The organism is Vibrio qinghaiensis (assembly GCF_002257545.1).
GTDB classification, from domain to species: domain Bacteria; phylum Pseudomonadota; class Gammaproteobacteria; order Enterobacterales; family Vibrionaceae; genus Vibrio; species Vibrio ordalii.
Map to the genome: position 1 here is coordinate 952,270 of NZ_CP022741.1, position 20,134 is coordinate 972,403.

General features: G+C 42.1%; 16 protein-coding genes and 2 pseudogenes. 12 read left to right on the forward strand and 6 right to left on the reverse strand.

What is annotated here, in order from left to right:
* Positions 1-139 precede the first annotated feature (139 nt).
* A complete protein-coding gene (locus CCZ37_RS04490; RefSeq protein WP_094499857.1) occupies positions 140-706 on the forward strand; it encodes a phosphoribosyl-AMP cyclohydrolase in 567 nt (188 codons plus the stop codon).
* A 69-nt stretch (positions 707-775) separates the two neighbouring features.
* Here the strand turns inward: CCZ37_RS04490 and CCZ37_RS04495 are convergent, their stop codons facing one another.
* From CCZ37_RS04495 to pnuC, 4 genes are all read right to left on the reverse strand, one after another.
* The gene (locus tag CCZ37_RS04495; protein ID WP_167372382.1) at positions 776-1,264 is read right to left on the reverse strand and encodes a hypothetical protein; all 489 of its coding nucleotides are present in this window, start codon (positions 1,262-1,264) and stop codon (positions 776-778) included.
* 225 nt (positions 1,265-1,489) lie between these two features.
* Positions 1,490-2,170, reverse strand: coding sequence for a Crp/Fnr family transcriptional regulator (locus tag CCZ37_RS04500; RefSeq protein ID WP_010319102.1), 681 nt, complete (start codon positions 2,168-2,170; stop codon positions 1,490-1,492).
* A gap of 162 nt (positions 2,171-2,332) precedes the next feature.
* Complete coding sequence (locus CCZ37_RS04505; RefSeq protein WP_010319101.1) at positions 2,333-3,064, reverse strand: nucleoside phosphorylase; 732 nt, start codon at positions 3,062-3,064, stop codon at positions 2,333-2,335.
* Positions 3,061-3,807, reverse strand: coding sequence for a nicotinamide riboside transporter PnuC (pnuC, locus tag CCZ37_RS04510; RefSeq protein ID WP_010319100.1), 747 nt, complete (start codon positions 3,805-3,807; stop codon positions 3,061-3,063). The genes CCZ37_RS04505 and pnuC overlap by 4 nt, the downstream gene beginning before the upstream one ends.
* 259 nt (positions 3,808-4,066) lie before the next feature.
* Here pnuC and CCZ37_RS04515 point away from each other — a divergent pair.
* The 3 genes and pseudogenes from CCZ37_RS04515 to CCZ37_RS04525 form a co-directional block, all read left to right on the forward strand.
* Positions 4,067-4,192: pseudogene (locus CCZ37_RS04515) on the forward strand (GntT/GntP/DsdX family permease); the annotation flags it as partial.
* A gap of 26 nt (positions 4,193-4,218) precedes the next feature.
* Positions 4,219-4,827 (forward strand): bifunctional 4-hydroxy-2-oxoglutarate aldolase/2-dehydro-3-deoxy-phosphogluconate aldolase, encoded by a 609-nt coding sequence (locus CCZ37_RS04520; protein ID WP_010318570.1) that lies wholly within the window; start codon positions 4,219-4,221, stop codon positions 4,825-4,827.
* A 160-nt stretch (positions 4,828-4,987) separates the two neighbouring features.
* Positions 4,988-5,851, forward strand: coding sequence for a DMT family transporter (locus tag CCZ37_RS04525; RefSeq protein WP_094499859.1), 864 nt, complete (start codon positions 4,988-4,990; stop codon positions 5,849-5,851).
* A gap of 268 nt (positions 5,852-6,119) precedes the next feature.
* Here CCZ37_RS04525 and CCZ37_RS04530 read toward each other — a convergent pair whose 3' ends face one another.
* The gene (locus tag CCZ37_RS04530; protein WP_010318572.1) at positions 6,120-6,800 is read right to left on the reverse strand and encodes a hypothetical protein; all 681 of its coding nucleotides are present in this window, start codon (positions 6,798-6,800) and stop codon (positions 6,120-6,122) included.
* 487 nt (positions 6,801-7,287) lie between these two features.
* Positions 7,288-8,061: an outer membrane protein OmpV gene (gene ompV, locus CCZ37_RS04535; protein WP_094499860.1), complete on the reverse strand. Its 774-nt coding sequence runs from the start codon at positions 8,059-8,061 to the stop codon at positions 7,288-7,290.
* A 143-nt stretch (positions 8,062-8,204) separates the two neighbouring features.
* Between ompV and CCZ37_RS04540 the strand changes: the two are divergent.
* The 8 genes and pseudogenes from CCZ37_RS04540 to oppF all read left to right on the forward strand — a co-directional run.
* A pseudogene (locus CCZ37_RS04540) lies at positions 8,205-8,423 on the forward strand (DMT family protein); the annotation flags it as partial.
* A 90-nt stretch (positions 8,424-8,513) separates the two neighbouring features.
* Positions 8,514-12,074, forward strand: coding sequence for an ATP-binding protein (locus tag CCZ37_RS04545; protein ID WP_244187287.1), 3,561 nt, complete (start codon positions 8,514-8,516; stop codon positions 12,072-12,074).
* Positions 12,071-13,831 (forward strand): EAL domain-containing protein, encoded by a 1,761-nt coding sequence (locus CCZ37_RS04550; RefSeq protein ID WP_094499862.1) that lies wholly within the window; start codon positions 12,071-12,073, stop codon positions 13,829-13,831. The genes CCZ37_RS04545 and CCZ37_RS04550 overlap by 4 nt, the downstream gene beginning before the upstream one ends.
* A gap of 571 nt (positions 13,832-14,402) precedes the next feature.
* Positions 14,403-16,034: an ABC transporter substrate-binding protein gene (locus tag CCZ37_RS04555; protein WP_157729197.1), complete on the forward strand. Its 1,632-nt coding sequence runs from the start codon at positions 14,403-14,405 to the stop codon at positions 16,032-16,034.
* Between the two features lie 117 nt (positions 16,035-16,151).
* Positions 16,152-17,072, forward strand: coding sequence for an oligopeptide ABC transporter permease OppB (gene oppB, locus CCZ37_RS04560; protein WP_013856495.1), 921 nt, complete (start codon positions 16,152-16,154; stop codon positions 17,070-17,072).
* 15 nt (positions 17,073-17,087) lie between these two features.
* On the forward strand, positions 17,088-17,990 hold the full coding sequence (gene oppC / locus CCZ37_RS04565) for an oligopeptide ABC transporter permease OppC (RefSeq protein ID WP_094499864.1): 903 nt from the start codon (positions 17,088-17,090) through the stop codon (positions 17,988-17,990).
* Between the two features lie 22 nt (positions 17,991-18,012).
* Complete coding sequence (gene oppD, locus CCZ37_RS04570) at positions 18,013-18,984, forward strand: ABC transporter ATP-binding protein (RefSeq protein WP_094499865.1); 972 nt, start codon at positions 18,013-18,015, stop codon at positions 18,982-18,984.
* The gene (gene oppF / locus CCZ37_RS04575; RefSeq protein ID WP_010319732.1) at positions 18,981-19,973 is read left to right on the forward strand and encodes a murein tripeptide/oligopeptide ABC transporter ATP binding protein OppF; all 993 of its coding nucleotides are present in this window, start codon (positions 18,981-18,983) and stop codon (positions 19,971-19,973) included. The genes oppD and oppF overlap by 4 nt, the downstream gene beginning before the upstream one ends.
* The last annotated feature ends 161 nt before the right edge of the window (positions 19,974-20,134 follow it).

Below are 20,134 nucleotides of genomic sequence, written 5' to 3' on the forward strand. Positions count from 1 at the left end.
TGGTATTGGGTAAAGAATATTCATCTGAAGTTAATCTAAGCGCATGGTTTAGGTTCATCGAGAGGGCGTAAATTACTCCCATCAACTACATTAGTTCCATCAACTACATTAGTTCCATCAACTAGATAAGGTCTTCATCATGCAACGTACACATAAAAGAATTTCCATTTCAGCATTATTACTCTGCGGGTTGTTACCGCTGTCCGCTCAGGCTTCTAATTTATTGGTTAATAACAATATTAGCCATCAAGAGGTGCTTGATGCCCAGCAAGCTTGGGGAGAAGCGTTAATCAAGATCAGCCAGACTTATGAGCAAAAAGGTCATGCCGAAGCGAAGAAGTTGGCAAAGCAAGTATTAGACCAAGCGTATGGCTATCAACAAGGTGCGGTGCTTTTCAAACCTACGCTTGCCAGTGGGGAGCAAACCTTTCGCACAGAAGTAGACGGAGCGCTATCGTATTTTGTCGGCAGTGATAAGCAATACCCACAAGATTCTGGTTTTGCACTAAAAGGTTGGAAGGAGTACAGCTTTGATAACGCAGCAGTCTACATCAACGGTGATGTGGCCTTAACCATGGGGCATGTCAAGCTCATCGACAATAAAGGAAAGCAAACCTTGGTGGATAAAAGCTGGGCATTTAAGAAAGATGAACAGGGCCAACTGCGAATTGTTCTGCACCATTCATCACTGCCATTTCAGCCTTAACTGAGGGGAAAACTTTTAGATGTGGGTGATGGTAATACACCCACATCGCAGGTTTTGCAGTAGTGCCAGTTAAACGCCAGCACGCTTGAGCAGGCCAGCCATCAGTGGCGAGCTTGAACGAACCTGTTTTGATTTGTTCTGTAATGTTTTAGCCAACGTCGGGTTATTGATGCTTTTGGCAATGTAGGCCATTGAATGATAGAAATCTCCTGCAGATTTCATTTTATTGGCGTCATTTAACGGCGCTAATAACTGCACCATAGCTGTGCCACTCATTGCTTGTTGGGTGGCGTACTCTTGTACTGCATCGAGTAGAAGATCGAGATCGACCATCGCTTCGGCACTTTCCACACCATGTTTTTTCATCTCTTTGCGGTTACGTTTACGCATTTGCTTAATGACAAAGGCCGGTTTGTTGAGCTTTTTAAAAGCAAAGTAACCAAGAACCACTGCAAGCACGACACCGCCCGCCACATAACCCCAAATAGAACCGGAAGATTCAACAACAGGCTTTAGGGTTTCAACGGTATATTCAACGGTAGTAGGTGTATCAGACATTATTATTTCCTTAGAATGCAGCTTCAAAATCAGAAGCTATTAATTAATCTGGCAGGGGGAAAAGCGCCTTGCGATGAATCAAAGATCCATGAAAAGGAGAGCTTCTGCCTCACATTACTCTCTTTTTTGGGGTGAGGAGGCAAGAAAGCAAGCCCATTTTAGGGATTATTAATGAGTTTGTTGATAATTGTGCGAGTTGGTCACACTTGAACAATAACATCCGGCTTATTCATGGTTATTTAAGAATGCTCTTAACTCGTGTTCATTGATAATGGTTAAGCCTTGTTCTGTTTTGGTAATTAACCCTTTATTCATGAGATCTTTCACGGCGCGCCGATAAACTCGACCAGAAGTACCAAAGCGTTCCGCTTCTTGGTTTACTTTTTCAAAACCGCCGAGTGCGGCTCTGGTTTCTTTTTGTATCAGTAAATCGTAAGCAATATTGTAAGTAATAGGATGAAGCAGCCGGTTGGTATAAATATCCATTGAGTCTTGGTAATCTTCCGCTAGACCCGCAGCAAAGAAAAACATCATTTCAGGGTGAGCATGCAGTGCTTGGGTGAGTGAGGTCAAGGAAATGGTATCAACTTGTAAATGCTCATCAGCAACCACAGTCCATTGGCAAGGCGTTTGAGTAAAATACTCCATCTCACCGAAAATGTGATAATCACAATTGGTTTCACCAAGTTGAAAACGCCGTCCATTAGCGGCAATGATACTCATCGATACACGACCAATTGGGACGATATACAGATACTCCAGTTTTTCGCCTTGACGAAGGATTTCACTTCCTACATCAAGGTAACTGCTAGTAACTTGGCACTGATAAATCAGATCGTTAAACGCTCGATTTTTGTCAGATAAGAATGATTGGAACCGACCTGAAGCATAAGGGCTAATCTTCATAGTGAACTCATCAAGGGATAGGTGCGGTAAAGCTAATCAGACTTTGCCATTATTACAACACATTCTATTATTTTGACCATGGACTGTGCTTTAGATCGTGTTTAATACAAGCGGCGCATACGTTACCGCTTAATATTATTTATCTGGATGAAATATCAAGAGTTAGATTTGTTTATAGAGTGCTTCTAAAGCCGCTGTTGCCGCTAATTTTTCACCAGCCATCATTGCGTGGTCAGCATTAACATATTGTTCAACGCCTTCTTTCACATCTTGTTGATACAGCACTACATTGTTTAGAATTGAAGCGACCTCAAGCCCACGCAGACGCCCTATAGTCAGTAATGCTGAGGTTTCCATATCTGCACCTAGCACGCCTTTTTTATTCCAGTAATGCGAGATTTGTTGCTCTTCATCGGTGTAGAAACTGTCATGGGAACGCACCACGCCTAAATGATAAGGTGTTGATTGGTTAGCTAAAAAACAATTCAATTCTTTGAGCAAACAAAAGCTCGCATAGGCAGGGTAAGCCGCCTTTATGTATGCTTGAGAACCCCCTTCATCGCGTACCGCACCCTCAGCGACAATTAAATCACCTAATTGAATCTGAGTTTGCATTGCACCTGCGGAGCCGACGCGCACAATGTGTGTAGCGCCGCACTGTTTAAGTTCTTCAATCGCAATGATCATCGATGGAGCTCCAATTCCAGTACTACAAATGGTGACTGGTTTACCTTTATATTGGCCGTTAAATAAACGGTATTCGCGATTTTCAGCCAATAACTCGGCATCATCGATTAAAGCGGCGATCCGATTGGCTCGGTCTGGCTCTCCACACACGATAACATGTGATGATACTTGGCTCTCATCTACACAAATGTGAGGTTGTTTGCTCATGCTAGTGCCTCTTTACTGTCACTAGTCCTCTGTTTCTTCTTGTTGTTCATTTTTGCTGTACGTGCCCATTCGCGAGTTCCGTTGGCCGCAATGAACATCAAAATGGCGTATTGTACAGACATAGCATAGACACCTTGAGTGGCATAAACACCCACACTGATAATATTGATGACAACCCACAGTGCCCAGTTTTCGACGTATTTACGTGTCATCAAAATTTGTGCAACAATCGACAAAACGGTCATGGCTGAATCCCAAAATGGGAATGCATCGGGTTCTAACACTGGTTGTGCCAAATTTGCACCAACTATATTCAGGCTATCAACTGCAATGTTAGCTAATGCGAAAAAGAATGGGTCTATATAGAGAGTGAGCAAAGCAATGGCAACAACGCTTAATACGGTGGTGATCATTAACTTCGGTTTACTGAGCCAGCGAACTTGCAAGGTATCACCATCAGCATTTGGTCTTGTCCAAGCGTACCAACCGTAAACGTTCGCACAGAAGAAAAAGAGTTGTAGCAGAAGTAAACCATACAATTGGATCTGGAAGAAAATCACTGCAAACAGTGTGACGTTCAACAAACCGAAAAGGTAATTAATGGTTTTTTCTTGACTGGCAAACCAAATACATAATAGACCGAATACTGTGCCGAAAGCTTCAATCCAGCTCATGGCATAACCGCCACTAATCGGAATATTAACGAGCGTATTATTGATATCCAGTAGGGCAAAGAGTTCCATGCTGATGTCCTTTATTATTGTTGTAAGAGTGATTGTTTTCGAAGAGATGATAATAAAGTAGGCATTGGTAGTGCAGGGAGGACATATGTCCTCCTTCATATCTGCGTGATCATATTTTTGCTAATTCAACTATCAAAATTTAAGTGGTAGGTATGCCACTTAAATCCGTTACGAGGCTAGAGTTATTCTCAAATTCCTAGATATAAGAATTGTCATTCCTATTGGTGTTTTGGTGCATAATTATTTGGTGTGTATACCGCACTGGCTGGTTTCTCGCTTGATGGAAATGGATGAGAAAACCACACTCAAAACTTGGACTGTGATGGAAACACTGCTTGGTAGCATCGCGTTTGTGATTGTCGCTGTCCTAAGCTTCTTATTATAAAAAGCGTTTTACTATAAGGTTATGAAATGAAAACTCTTGAACAACGATTGAAAGAAATCAAAATCGTCCCTGTGATTGCGATTAATGATGCTAGCCAAGCGGTCCCTTTGGCCAAAGTGTTGGTTGAAAATGGGTTGCCATGCGCGGAAGTGACCTTTAGAACAGAAGCGGCTGCAGAATCGATTCGTTTGATGCGTGCCGCCTACCCAGAGATGCTGATTGGCGCAGGGACAGTACTGACCACGGCACAAGTAGACCAAGCCATTGAAGCGGGCGTGGACTTTGTAGTCAGCCCCGGTTTTAACCCAACCACGGTGAGATATTGCCAACAGCGTCATGTGGCAATTGTTCCGGGCGTCAACAACCCAAGTTTGGTTGAGCAAGCGATGGAGATGGGTTTGCGCACATTGAAATTCTTCCCAGCTGAGCCTTCCGGTGGCGTGGCCATGCTCAAAGCATTGACGGCGGTTTATCCGGTCAATTTCATGCCAACAGGTGGCGTTAGCCCAAGTAACGTTCAAGAGTATTTGTCGATTAAATCCGTAGTGGCGTGTGGCGGTACGTGGATGGTACCGACAGATCTGATGGATAAAGGTGATTGGCAGGGAATTGCAGAATTGGTGAAAGCGCTATAAACCGTTCTATTTTCTTTAAGAACAACGGCTTACTTTCGGTAAGCCGTCTTTTCCTTTTATGCGCACCTCCGACCATTAACGATAAAAGTAATCGAGAGTAACGCGCGATCAAAAATCTCGTTACAATCGTTCCTCTACTCATTTCACGATAAGCCAAGCTATGTACGCAAACCGACGCGCAGAATTAATTTTAGTTATCACGACCTTATTGGCCGCTGCGGGCTGGGTGTTTTCCAAACAAGCCATTCAAGGCCTACCGCCTTTTGGCTTTATTGGCGTGCGCTTTCTTTTGGCGTCGCTGTGCCTACTGCCATTTTGTCTTAAAGCGCTGCGCCAAGCCTCACTGCACGATTGTTTAAAATCGATGGGTGTGGGCGTGTTGCTAGGTGGCTCGATTTTTTGCTGGATCCACGCGATTTCCATTAGCGACACGCTAGGCGAGGGCGCATTCATCATGAGCCTCTCTATGCTGTTTGTTCCGTTATTAGCATGGCCGCTGTTTGGCACTAAACCGGCGCGCGCATTTTGGTTGTCGCTACCCATTGCACTGATTGGGCTTTTTTTACTGTCGTGGAATGGGGAGTGGGTCGTCGCGACCAGTCAGCTGTGGTTTATGGCTGCGGCCTTTAGCTTGGCATTACATTTTAACTTTAACAGTCGTTTTTCGGCTAATCTGCCGCCGATGTTGCTCACTACATTACAACTGTTTGTTGGCGGCTGCCTTGGTGTATTACTCTCTTTACTGTTTGAGTCATGGCCAGATCAAATAAGTTTGATGACATGGAAGTGGCTTGCTCTGAGCGTATTACTCGCCACCAGTTTGCGGTATTTGATGCAAACCGTAGGTCAAAAGCACGCCAACCCCACTAATGCGGCGATATTAATGCTGCTTGAGCCAATCTGGACACTGGTTCTGAGCGTGCTGATTTATGATGAATCGATGCCAGAGAATAAGATTTTCGGCTGCGGCTTGCTGCTCTGTTCGCTTCTTTTCTATCGAATGGGCCATTTTCGTCATCGCTAAAAGAGCCAAAACGTGAAGCGAAATTAAGTTGCTAGAGAGCTCTAAGAAGCATTGAGTTCCTTATACCTTTTAGGAAGAAAACAGACATTACGCACGTTTATGACGTAGGGCCATCACGTTTTATTGAGTCTGGTAAGTCGTTTTTGGACAAAACTTTGTCAGTGCATTTGCTAATTTAGCAAATCATCAATAAATAAAGGTATGGAAAGCCGCTTAGCTTGGTGTTTAGTATTGATGGTGCATATCATAATCTAGTTATTTAGAAGCGTCAGAAAGGGAGGCCTTCTGGGTCAAATACTACTTCTCTCAGGATTTCAATTGTTTCTTTATAAACTTCTTCAGGACTTCTTTCGTCATCGTAACCCGAACCAGCGTTCATTGCTGGCTTCTCTAATGATTCGACAGCTCTATTAATAGCATCCTCTAACTTTTGTCTATCTGAATCAATCTCTAGCCTTGCTGATTCTAAGGATTCATTCATTTCTTGAGCCGAATTAAGCTGAGCCAACACCTTAGCCATACCATTGTGTACTTTCTCAACTTCATCATTTAGTTCCTTTCTTTCCTGCTCCCAGCTCTCTAACTCTTTATCACGTAACTTAATCTGGTGTTCTTGTGTAGATTCAAGTTTATTCCTAGCATCTTTAACATCATGCTTCTTACGTGATTCACCAAGAGTATTAAGAACTAACAAATCTAAACCTAGTTGTAAGGCAGGTATAAGGAGTATGTAACCAAGAGATACAATTGCAGGTAGGAACAGCCCATACCACCAACCAACTTGTAGACTTTTAGCTAGTGCAACCTTATTGGGTAAGGTTTCAAATGTGAATTGAAGTACAACTGAGTGATTGACCACTAACCAAGAGAAGATGAAAGTAGCTATCAAAGGTGTTTTTAGTCGTTCAACAACTGTATCACTAATCGCTTTACCTACTGCTTTATGCACACCACTTTCCTAATCCAAACCAACAAGCAAGCATACAATAGCATACCAAATACCAAAATTCGCACACATAAGCGCTACCATTATTTCATCGAGTTTAGTGAAACAACCTGAACGTCTCCCTCCTCTTTAACCCTCAGATAAACAACAGCTAAATAGTGCAGTGACAGGCTGAATTTGGTCACTTAGATAGAGGTATAATCTGACTTTACTTCCGTATTTTTGGAATTATTAAATGTAGGTCAAATTATACTTCAGTGACCTGAGTTGCTAATCGGTCGTAGCCAATAATGGGACAAAATTGAGTTTCATGGGATCGTAGATTTGTACTCCATGAATTACCTCAGGCATGGAAAACTCAGACAGGCAAAAGGCAAGATTCATAGAGAATCAATGCGTGGGTTCATATCGACGCTATTTTGATCGAGAAGGGCAGTTCAAGTAGAAAAATCAGGCAGGGGATGCGGCTCCTGCCTGAGGGCGGTACAGCTTAGAAGTGGTAAGCGACGGTTGCGCCAACGAGCCATTGGTTCGCGCTTTCTACGATTGGCGAATGGGCGACATCCGAGCCTAAACGGGTGTAAGCACTGGTTTGGGTGATTTCCCAACGGTCATTAATTGGATAAACCAGTTTGTAACCTAGGTTGTAAGAGAAGTCGCCACCTGCATGGTAAGCTTTACGCTGTGCGGTCGCTTCTTTGTCTTTCACACCGAAATAGTAGTTGTTGTAATCCGAACTCTGGTAACTAATGCCCGCAAAAGGTACCAAATCAACAGCACCTAAATCGATGATATGGAAGTAGTTAACGCCAGTTTTGTAGCCTTTATTTTCGTTGAGAATATCGTGTTGGAAGTAGGTCGATACGGTACCGTCACCCAGCGCGATATCGGCGTTTAAACCCAGATCAACCGTGGCTTTACGCTTATCCATTCCTTTAACGCTGTTTGCTGAATCTTGGTCATAAGTAATGCCGCTGCCCGTCAGGTAAGTACTTAGATTAAGGACATCCCCTGTGTTACCAAAGAAGCGGTAGTTAATACCGGTGAGGTCTGCATTCAAATCTTCACCGTGGTAGCCAAAGTTCAGCAAAGCACCATAAGACTTGTCTTGATCCTTGAGTAGGTCAGTGCTGCCAAAAGCACCCACTTCCGCAACCCATTGACCTTCGTGGGTATAGATATTGCCGTTACGAATGTACGTTTGGGCAGCTAAAGTGTTGCCCGCGATAAGCGATGCTGTAATAAATAGTGCGATCTTTTTCATTATGTCCTTCCATTTAAGGGCTTATGTTTGGATATGAACACTGTACAAAATCGATAGAGAGGATAATATCAATAGTTTGTATGGCTATGTCTGACTTTCGTCAAAGCGGCTTATACTTGCCCTACTCGTTGCAGCGTTAGTCTGTTGCCCTGTTTCAATATCTCTTCCAAGTGCCTGCTAACCGTATTGGCCATACGGTATTAAACCTTGGGCAATTGAAAATATTGCAAGAAATGATCACCTTATCGGTGTTGTTCATTTTCATACCGCAGATCCTCGGAATGCTTGCGAAAAGTACTGGTTTATTCTTTTGTAGGATTATTCCTACCTTGCATCAAGGTGTTGATAAATATATATTTTAATCAATGATGTTCTAACGCGGTATCCATTGGCAATGGCGAGCAGTCCCGTTAAACTAGTTATATATTGGAATCAATATCACGAGAATAAATTTGTTGCGTATTTACTTGCCGTTAGTTTTAGCGTTTTACTTACTTTTTAATCATGCTTATGCCGCTGATTATTTGTCAGATTCAGACCGTATCTATTTAAAAACAAAAGAAACTATTGTAATGGGGGTGCTGTCTGAACCTTGGTTACCTTATTGGGGCGGAATTGAGAATAAAACCGGCATTCAGCATGATTATGCGGTAGGCATAGAGAAAGATCTGGGGATAAAAATTGAATATCGAAGCTACCAATCGATAACGACGCTTATCACAGCTGTGCATAATGGCGATGTAGACTTCGCTATTGGTTTTAGTAAAACAGAAGAGAGAGAAAAAAATCTTTTATTCACCTTACCGTTATACGATAACCTACGAGTGATTTGGTTAAGAGATAAGAAACTAAAACAGCAAGATATAAATAATTTGAAATGGGTCTGTGTACAAGGTTCTGCCTACTGCGACATACTGGAGCAGAGCCATTATCCACATATATTGCTAGCACAAAGTTTCTTAGAATCGGCCGAAATGATAAAGCAAGGCTTAGCCGATGCAACGATAACTAACTATATATCACTCAATCATTATATCAGCCCTAACTCTGGGTTTGATGGAGATATTATTTCAGATGGTCGATTAGGTATCGAAAGAAATAGAATTATTTTACCAATAATAAATGATCAACTAAAAAATATTTTTGACAAACTCATTCTAGCTGAAGCTACAGGTAATACCGATAATAAGATAGATTCGACTAATATATATTTTCTAAATAACCAAGATAGCTTAGAATTACTAAGCCAAGAAAATGGCAATCAAATTGTCAGATACACCATAGAAGAAGATATATACCCACTCTCTTATTGTGATGAAGGTGATAATCAGGTAAAAGGATATGTTCATGATTTACTGAAGCTCATTGAGTCAAAAAGTTTTCTTCAATTTCAGTATGTGCCTGCTAATGGCAGAGATATTAGACAGATGCTTATCGATAATGAAGTCGATTTATTGCCTTCATTAAATGTTGATGATATCGATAATCGTGATTTTCTAGCGACTCAACCTTACACTAATTTACAATTTGGTTATGTGGTCACTAAAAAGCCTTTTCAACAGAAGAAATTAGCGATATTAGATCGTACTGGTTACTTATATAGCCACTTAAAAAGCTATGAAGATAATAAAAAAGTTAAAGTTTATAGAGATATTAAAAAGGTTATTCTAGATTTGAAATCTGGTAAAATCACTCATGCCTTAATGAATCAAGATATTATAAATCAGCAAATGGCATATTTTGGTGATAGGTTTTTGATACTTCCAGCAACAGATAGTGAAGGTTATTCTATTAATATAGGTATGGTTTTTCGAAAGGATGAGTCGATATTGTCTGAAATGCTCAGCCGATCTTTAACTATGGTAACTGAGTCTGAGATCAATGAACTAAAATCACGCCATAAGAAAGTGAATGTGAATTATGGCTATGATAAGCAGCAAGTTATAATCTATTCCTTGGTTGCAATGTGCATTTTTTTGTTTTTGTTATTATTTGGAATAATTATTTTCTATAAGTTAAAAAGCTCCTTAAAATACAGTCAAATCAGTTCAAAACTTTCAGAAGTTCAAGTGCAATGGCTGACAGATTTGCTCGATAAAATACCCAGCATGATCTTTATTTCAGATGTGAATGGGAAAGTAGTGTTATCTAACCGCTCATATAATCAATGTAGTAAGGCTTCTTTAATTAGTAATGACGTGAATGGTTTCATATGTGCTGGAATCGGATCTGTGGATCTGTCGAATAAACACTATCAGATTGATGAGAAGTATTATGTCATCAATCATGAATCGATTGCGCATCCCAAGAGTGGGGATACCTATTATTTGACCGTTTGCAGTGATATCACTGAACTCAAGTTATCAGAATTAGCACTACGTGACTCTAATAATAAGGCGCTAGAAGCAGTAGATGCGAGGAATCATTTTTTAGCGGTTATGAGTCATGAGCTTAGAACGCCGATCGCCGCTATGCTAGGGTTGATGGAAATTTTATCGACTCGAATTAAAAACGAGGAGAGTCATTTACTACTCACGAATGCAATTCGTTCTGCTGAGAGAATTAAGCATCATGTCAATGACATTTTAGATTTTTCAAAAATGGAAGCTCAGCAGTTACAACTTGATATGCGACGACATAATATTTTAGACGAGCTATGTCCAACTATCAGAAGTTTCGAAGCGAGTGCCTTACTAAAAGGGATAGAGTTTGCTGTTGATTGGGTGCCGACAAACATTATTTACGCCAAGTTTGATGCATTACGTTTAAATCAAGTGATTTCCAATGTACTGGAAAATGCTGTCAAATTTACCACGTCAGGTAGGGTTTCAGTTCGCGTTGAAATGACTGAAGAAAAGGTTGTGTTTGCTGTGAAAGATACAGGGTGTGGGATGAGTGAATCTCATTTGGATTCGCTATTTAAGCCTTTCATACAAGCCGATAAAACCATTACACGGCGGTATGGTGGCACTGGACTTGGTATGTCGATAGTCTGGAACTTGGTTAATCTTATGGGCGGCAAGATTACGGTCTCTAGTGAATTACAACAAGGAACTGAAGTGACGATAGTGATCCCTATTTGTGGTGAACTCACTTCTGAACCCTTGACCCAACGTGGTTATCGATGCCGTGATGAACGGGTTAAAGAGTGGCTAAGGTGTTGGCAAGTATCAGACAGTCAAAGCGATGCATCATTGTTCGATTTTGACATGATAATGACCAAAAACAACCTCTACCCTGACTTGCTTATTGGCAAGGTAAAAGATAGTGAACAAGTGCTTGTTCAACCGAAAAAAATGAAACTTTGTGGGCATGTTTTAGTGGTTGATGATGACGCGATTAATCGTTTGTTATTAAAAAAACAGCTGCACGAACTTGGTGTGCAAGCAACGATCGCTGGTGATGGAGAAGAGGCATGCCATCTTTTACAAAGTGAAGACAGCCAGTTCGATTTATTACTAACGGACTGTCATATGCCTAAAATGGATGGTTTTGCTCTCACAAGGTATGTAACGAACCATATTCCCAAAGAAAGGTACAAGGTTATTATTGGTTGTACGGCTGAAGACTCACGTTTGATTGCAGAGAAGGCATACCAGTCGGGTATGGAACATGTGTTGTATAAGCCTTACACGTTGGCGTCTCTGTACACTATGTTGAGTGGTTATCTTTCTATATATCCTTTAGTAAATGCTGACTCAAAAAGCTGGCTTGAGAGCTTTTTACCGGGTGAAAAAAGTGAAATTGCTTCTGTTGTGGCAGAAGCTTTGGCTGCCGAAGTCGATGCACTTGAAAAGCATGATTCTGATTACAAAATGATAGCTCATCGTGTTAAAGGCTCTGCAGGAGCACTTCAATTGGATTATCTCGCGAGTCTAGCGGTGAGCTTGGAGCGCGAATTAGAACCACAAGCTATGATATCAGCAAGACAAAAATTAATAACGGAAATGAAACTCGTGATTACACAAGCGCAAGAATGGTTAAATACACGACAGCAGGCAGATGACGAATGAACATTTTGATTGTCGAAGATGATCGAATTCAAGCGACGAGTTTGAAACTGAAACTCAGACAACTCGGGTTGAATAACGTCGATATTGCAACGAATGGCCATCAAGCATTGACTCTATGTTTAGAGAAGAATATATCACTGGTTTTCTGTGATATTCATATGCCAGAAATGGATGGGGTAACGCTCTTGTCGATGCTAGGAGAGAAATACCCCTCACTTGGTATCATCATACTGAGTGCGGTTGATGATGCTGTTTTAGATCTCACCTATAACATGTGCTGTTTAGCGGATTTTAATTTTGTTGATGTTTTACGAAAACCTTACTCTGTTGAGCAGCTTGAAAGTCTGATCCAGTCCTACCATCTAAAATATGATCAGCAGGCGGCAAGTATTGTACCGATCTCATTAAGTGATAAAGAGATAGAAACAGCCTTTAATGAGGATTGGTTGTTCAATTATTATCAACCTCAGTTTGATTTCAAAACGGGAGCCATGGTTGGCGTTGAGGCACTTGTTCGACTTGATCACCCAATTCACGGAGTGCTGAGCCCTGCGCACTTCCTGTCTCTCATTGAAGAGCTTAATTTGATGGATAAGCTGTTTTTAATTGTTTTGGATAAAGCATTATCGGCTTTAGGCCGTTTGTCAGCCGATCTCCAGCTATCAATCAATATCTCCCAGAGTAATTTACAACAGCTGATCTGTGACCCCATTCTTACTCTCTGTCACAAATACGCGTTTCCCACTGATAAACTCACACTCGAGCTCACGGAAGATCATGTCTATAACGGTACGACAGCATCACTGGCTAATCTTGCGCGTTTAAGGATGCATGGTGTTGGTCTATCCATTGATGATTTCGGTACTGGTTATGCCTCCTTAAGTCAGCTTTCGAAGCTGCCTTTTACTGAACTTAAAGTGGACCAAAGTTTTGTTCGCGATCTCTCCACCAATTATAAGAATCAGCAACTGACCAACATGTGTTTATTACTCGCTCAATCCTTGGGTTTACACTGTGTTGTCGAAGGCGTCGAGGATGAAGATACATGGCAATATTTACGTCATTTAGGCGTTGATACTTGCCAAGGCTATTATTCGGCTAGGCCGATGCCGATTGGCGATCTTGCTGAACTGTATAGCAAAAACATCAGTAAGCAGTTAAGTCACCAAAGTATTGATGATGGCGTGCATTGCTTATTAGTTGGCGAAAATTCGATCAGCGCTAATGCCCTAAGAAAAATGTTGATGAGAGAAGAGCGCGTGACACAAGTTGCTCTTGCCAATGATCTCGATTGCACTACTAAAAAATTACGTGATTTACCTTTTAATTTAGTCGTGGTGGATAGCTATTATAGTCACGATGCGCGTTTAGAGTTGTATCAGCATATAGAGTCGATAAATTTTAAGGGAAGACTTATTTTTCTCAACGAATATCATGCAACAATAGCCGCAGGTTTGACCCAGGCTCGACACATTGTCAAATCAGCTGCACTGACTGACACCATTCAGAGCTTGATGGGAGAGGTTGGACAAACTGTTAGTTTTCAGCCGAGTTTTCGACTCAATGAAAGGCTATCCAGCAGAGAGTTGAGTGTGGCAAATTTGTTGATTCAAGGTTTGACCAATAAGCAGATAGCTAATCAACTGGATATTAATCAGAAAACAGTCAGTACTTACAAAGCGAGAATTCAAAGTAAATTGGGCATTCGTTCGGCCATGGAGTTAATTCGCTACATTGAGCTCGATCATCTTAATTGAGCTCGATCATCTTAGTGCCCGTTTGAGCATTGCTAAACTGAGTGCCAGCAGCCTGCGTAAGCATTAGGTTACATTTTCGGTCAAAGTGTTTATTTATTATTACCAATCAGCGCCGTGTTAATTTATTGTTAATTTATTGTCGGTTGATTTTAGTGACACCCTTCACGGATTTTATTTCCAGATGACAGGATTATCCCTTTAAGTTAGATCTAACGTAACTAAGATGTTAAAAAAAGGCTGATTATCCAGCGTGATGTGCTGAAAAAACACTCAACACTAGATGATTCGGTACTATGGTCTGACCAGATGATTCTTGATAACTTTAATTCACTGAGTTTGAGTTAATTGTTGGGCTATTCATCTATTTCATTGGGTAAACCATAGAATTATGCATTTTTTTGCTGCGATTTTATGGCAACTTACTTCAATGGTTGCTAATGTGTGCCGCTATCCTTATGAGTTTTTAGATTTTTCTGCTTAGTTTTTGCGCTAAATAAATCTAAAGTTCTAGTGTTACTAGAAAACTCTTAAGGAAGTCATGGATGCAAAAATAAAAACTTGGAGTTTATGCATGTATAAAAATAAAATCACCCAAGCCCTTCTTCTAGGGGCGGGTATGGCCGTTGCTGCCACTTCTACTTTTTCTCTCGCCGCTGATGTTCCAGCGGGCACTAAGTTGGCTAAAGTTCAGGAAATCGTTCGTGGTAACGGTACTGAAGTCGCCACACTCGATCCTCACAAATCTCAAGGTGTTCCTGAGTCGCACGTTATTCGCGACTTATTGGAAGGGCTTGTGAACCAAGACGCTGATGGTAAAACTATTCCTGGTGTCGCAGAAAGTTGGGAAACGACGGACAACAAAACCTTTATTTTCCATTTGCGCAAAAATGCAAAATGGTCAAATGGCGATCCTGTCACGGCTGGTGATTTTGTTTTCAGCTTCCAACGTGCAGTCGACCCTGTAACGGCTTCTCCTTACTCTTGGTATATGGAATATACCAAGATGAAAAATGCCAAAGAGATTATCGCAGGAACGAAAGACAAAAGTGAACTTGGCGTTAAAGCTAAAGATGACCATACACTCGTTGTTGAACTTGAAGATGCTGTGCCTTATTTCGTCATGATGATGGGCCACACAACCGTGAAACCCGTTCATAAAGCAACCGTAGAAAAGTTTGGTGACCAATGGACCAAGCCTGAGCATTTTGTTGGCAACGGTGCTTATGTTGTTGATCAATGGGTTGTGAATGAGCGTTTAGTATTAAAACGTAACGAGCAATATTGGGACAATGACAAAACAGTCATTAACAAAGTCACCTTTTTGCCCATAGAAAACCAAGTATCAGAAATGAACCGTTTCCTAGCAGGCGAAATCGATATCTCTTATGAATTACCCACCGAGCATTTTAAGCGTCTGAAGAAAGAACACCCGGAATCAGTATCGATTCAGGGTAACTTGTGTACCTATTACTATCTGTTCAATACCAAAAAGGCACCATTTGACGACGTTCGCGTACGCAAAGCGATTTCTTACGCTATCGACCGTAACATTGTGAGTGATGCGATTTTAGGTCAAGGCCAAAAACCAGCTTATTTCTTAACACCTGAAATTACGGCTGGCTTTAATCCTCAAATGCCAGCATATGGCAAGATGACGCAAAAAGAGCGCGATGCAGAAGCGGCAAAATTGTTGGCTGAAGCGGGCTTTAATGAAGACAACCCTCTGAAATTTAGCCTCCTCTACAATACATCGGAAAACCACAAGAAAATCGCTGTAGCATTGGGTTCTATGTGGAAAAAAACGCTCGGTATTAATGTCGTATTAGAGAACCAAGAGTGGAAAACGTATCTAGATTCTAAAGATCAAGGTAACTTTGAAGTGGCACGTGCTGGTTGGTGTGGTGACTATAATGAAGCATCTTCATTCCTAACCTTAATGGTGAGCAATAACACCACCGGTGGTTTGCACTATCAAAGCGCTGAATACGATGCAATTATTGATAAAGCGTTGAAATCAACCTCTGAAGAAGAGCGCACTAAGCTATATCTGGATGCTGAAAAACTATTAACCAAAGATATGCCGATTGCCCCTATCTATCAGTATGTTAAATCTCGTTTATTATCTCCTAATGTAGGCGGCTTCCCGATGAATAACGCGGAAGAGAAGATCTACTCAAAAGATCTCTATATCAAAGCAAAGTAAGCTCCTTACGCTGATAAAAATATAACGACTTAGACACTGCATGTAGCTATTTTCAGATAGTAATTTACATGCAGCGTCTTTCTAATTTTCATTGTCACAGACTGAAAGAGTGAGTTTATGCTTAAATTCATCGCAAAAAGGATATTGGAAGCGATACCAACCATGTTGGTGTTGATCACGGTATCTTTCTTTCTCATGCGTTTCGCTCCGGGTAACCCATTCTCAAGCGAGCGCCCTTTACCACCGGAAGTAATGGCCAACATTGAGGCCAAATATGGCTTAGACAAACCTGTGTCTGAGCAATACTTCACCTACTTGACCAATATTTTACAAGGTGATTTTGGCCCATCATTCAAATACCAAGATTATACGGTGAATGAATTGATCGCCGTTGCCTTGCCTGTCTCGGCCAAAGTCGGCTTTATCGCGTTTATTTTTACTGTTATCGCGGGTGTTTCTATCGGTACTATTGCCGCACTAAAACACAACACATGGATTGACTACACCATCATGTCGACGGCAATGATTGGCGTGGTGATGCCGTCGTTTGTTCTCGCCCCAGCTTTAATTTATCTCTTCTCCTTGCATTGGAAAATATTCCCGGCTGGTGGTTGGTTAGATGGAAGTTTCCAATATTTAGTGCTGCCAGTGCTGGGTATGTCGATGCTCTATATTGCCACCTTTGCCCGCATCACCCGTGGCTCAATGATTGAAACACTCAACAGTAACTTTATTCGCACGGCACGCGCGAAAGGATTGAGTTATCCCTATATCGTTGTTAACCATGCGTTGAAGCCAGCTTTACTGCCTGTTGTGTCGTATATGGGGCCTGCGTTTGTCGGTATTATTACGGGGTCTGTGGTGATTGAAACGATTTTCGGTCTACCGGGTATCGGTAAGCTGTTTGTTAACGCTGCATTTAACCGCGATTACTCATTGGTGATGGGTGTGACCATTTTAATTGGTTTCCTATTTATTCTTTTCAACGCCATTGTTGATATTTTGCTTGCGGTCATTGACCCGAAAATTCGCTACTAACAGGGACGTATGGTTATGTTAACGAAAAGAGAAAACCTAGCCGCGGTTGAGAAGTTTTCTGAAAACTTAGAAATAGCGGGCCGCAGCTTATGGCAAGATGCGCGAATTCGCTTTATGCGTAACAGAGCGGCAATGGTCAGTTTGTGTATTCTGACGATGATGACCCTTGCGGTGATCGTACTACCGATGATGGCCCCGTATACCTATGACGATACGGACTGGTATTCAATGCACGTTGGGCCCAATGCGGATCACTGGTTTGGCACCGATAGCCTTGGGCGTGATTTGTATGTGCGTACCTTAGTGGGTGGACGAATCTCGCTGATGGTTGGCGTAATGGGCGCGTTGGTTGCTGTTCTGATCGGCACACTTTATGGTGCGGCGTCGGGCTTCATCGGCGGTAAAGTAGACCGCATTATGATGCGTATTTTGGAGATTCTATACGCTGTTCCTTTCATGTTCCTTGTGATTGTTTTGGTCACGTTCTTCGGCCGCAATATCGTACTTATCTTCGTCGCTATCGGTGCAATTGCATGGCTTGATATGGCGCGAATTGTGCGTGGCCAAACCTTGAGCCTACGCAGCAAAGAGTTTATTGAAGCGGCGCATGTGTGTGGCGTCAGCAACTGGAAAATTATTACACGTCATATTGTGCCAAACGTGTTGGGTATTGTAGCGGTCTATTCGACGCTATTGATCCCAAGTATGATTTTGACAGAGTCATTTTTATCTTTCCTTGGTCTTGGTGTTCAAGAGCCGATGACAAGCTGGGGAGCACTTCTACAAGAAGGTTCACAAACAATGGAAGTCGCTATTTGGCAACTTGCTTTCCCAGCCGCGTTCATGGTGGTCACCCTGTTTTGCTTTAACTATGTCGGTGATGGTCTGCGTGATGCGCTTGATCCTAAAGACCGATAATTAAAAGATTAAGGAAGCAATAATGAGCTTATTAGATGTCAAAGATCTGCGGGTCGAATTTACCACTCAAGATGGTATTGTCACTGCTGTTAACGATTTAACTTTTTCACTGGAGCAAGGCGAAACCCTCGGTATCATAGGGGAGTCTGGCTCTGGTAAATCGCAAACCGTGTTCGCTATTATGGGCCTACTTGCCAAAAACGGTATTATCACGGGCAGCGCAAAATTTGAAGGGAAAGAGATCCTCAATTTGCCAGAAAAAGCCTTGAACAAAGTGCGTGCTGAACAAATTGCGATGATCTTCCAAGACCCAATGACGTCACTGAATCCTTATATGAAGGTCAGCGAGCAGTTGATGGAAGTGCTGATGCTGCACAAAGGAATGAGCAAGTCGGCCGCATTTGAAGAGTCGGTACGTATGCTAGAGGCGGTTAAAATCCCCGAAGCGCGTAAGCGAATTACCATGTATCCGCATGAGTTTTCTGGCGGTATGCGTCAACGCGTTATGATTGCAATGGCATTGTTATGCCGGCCTAAGTTACTGATTGCCGATGAACCCACCACTGCATTGGACGTAACGGTGCAAGCCCAAATTATGGATTTGTTGAATGAACTTAAAAGCGAATTCAATACCGCCATTATCATGATCACCCATGATCTGGGTGTGGTTGCGGGTTCATGTGACAAAGTATTGGTAATGTATGCTGGGCGTACGATGGAATATGGCTCTGTGGATGAAATTTTCTACAACCCGAGTCACCCTTACGCTGAAGGTTTATTAAAAGCCATTCCTCGTTTGGATACGGAAGGTGAAATATTACCAACAATTCCTGGCAACCCACCTAACTTGCTACGATTGCCACCGGGTTGTCCTTATCAAGAGCGCTGCCACCGAGTGACTGAACGCTGTAAACGTGAAGCACCTATTTTATTGCCATTTGCCGATGGCCGCCAACGTGCCTGTTTTTCTGATTGGGAGGCTTGGGTTAAATGAGCGAACAAAAACCATTATTACTGGATGTAAAGAACCTCAAAGTTCACTTCAACATTGCCTCTAAATCCGCATGGCCGTGGTCTAAACCATCCAACCTAAAAGCCGTAGATGGCGTTAATGTGCGCCTATATGAGGGTGAAACTCTCGGCGTCGTAGGCGAATCAGGCTGCGGAAAGTCTACTTTTGCGCGAGCGATCATTGGTTTAGTCGAAGCCACCGAGGGTGAAGTGGTGTGGCTAGGAAATGATTTGACGAAAATGCATGAGGTTGAGCGTCGCAAAACCCGTAAGCAAATTCAGATGATTTTCCAAGACCCACTGGCGTCATTGAACCCAAGAATGTCGGTTGGCGATATTATTGCAGAGCCACTTCAGACCTTTTATCCAGAACTTTCGAAGCAAGAAGTAAAGGACCGTGTAAAAGAGATGATGACAAAAGTTGGTTTATTGCCGAACGTCATTAACCGCTATCCCCATGAATTCTCTGGTGGTCAGTGTCAACGTATTGGTATTGCCCGTGCGCTCATTTTAAAACCGAAAATGATCATCTGTGATGAGCCAGTTTCTGCTTTGGATGTTTCAATCCAAGCGCAGGTGGTTAACCTGCTCAAAGAGTTGCAAAATGAGCTTGGTTTAAGTTTGGTTTTTATTGCCCATGATTTATCGGTAGTGAAACACATCTCTGATCGTGTACTCGTGATGTATTTAGGCAATGCGGTCGAGCTTGGCACCTCTGAGGCGTTGTTTGCGAATCCATCACACCCTTACACCAAAGCTTTGATGTCGGCTGTGCCAATTCCAGATCCGAAACTGGAGCGTGCTAAGAAAATTCAGATGCTAGAAGGGGATTTACCTTCGCCAATCAACCCGCCTTCAGGATGTGTTTTCCGTACCCGCTGTCCTCAAGCGACGGAAATCTGTGCACAGCAAAAACCGCAGATTAAAGGCAGTGATGAACATGCTGTGTCTTGTTTGCATGTCGAACTCTAAATTTAGCCTGTGACAGGTTTAAGCGCGACGCATTTCTGGGTCGCGCTTTTTTTATCTGTGCGCTTAGGTATAGACAAATCGGGTATAGATAAATCGCACTGTTCAAAATTTCTGAATAACAAGGACAACTTCCTCCGGTTTTACCATTTTCTCTCCTACTT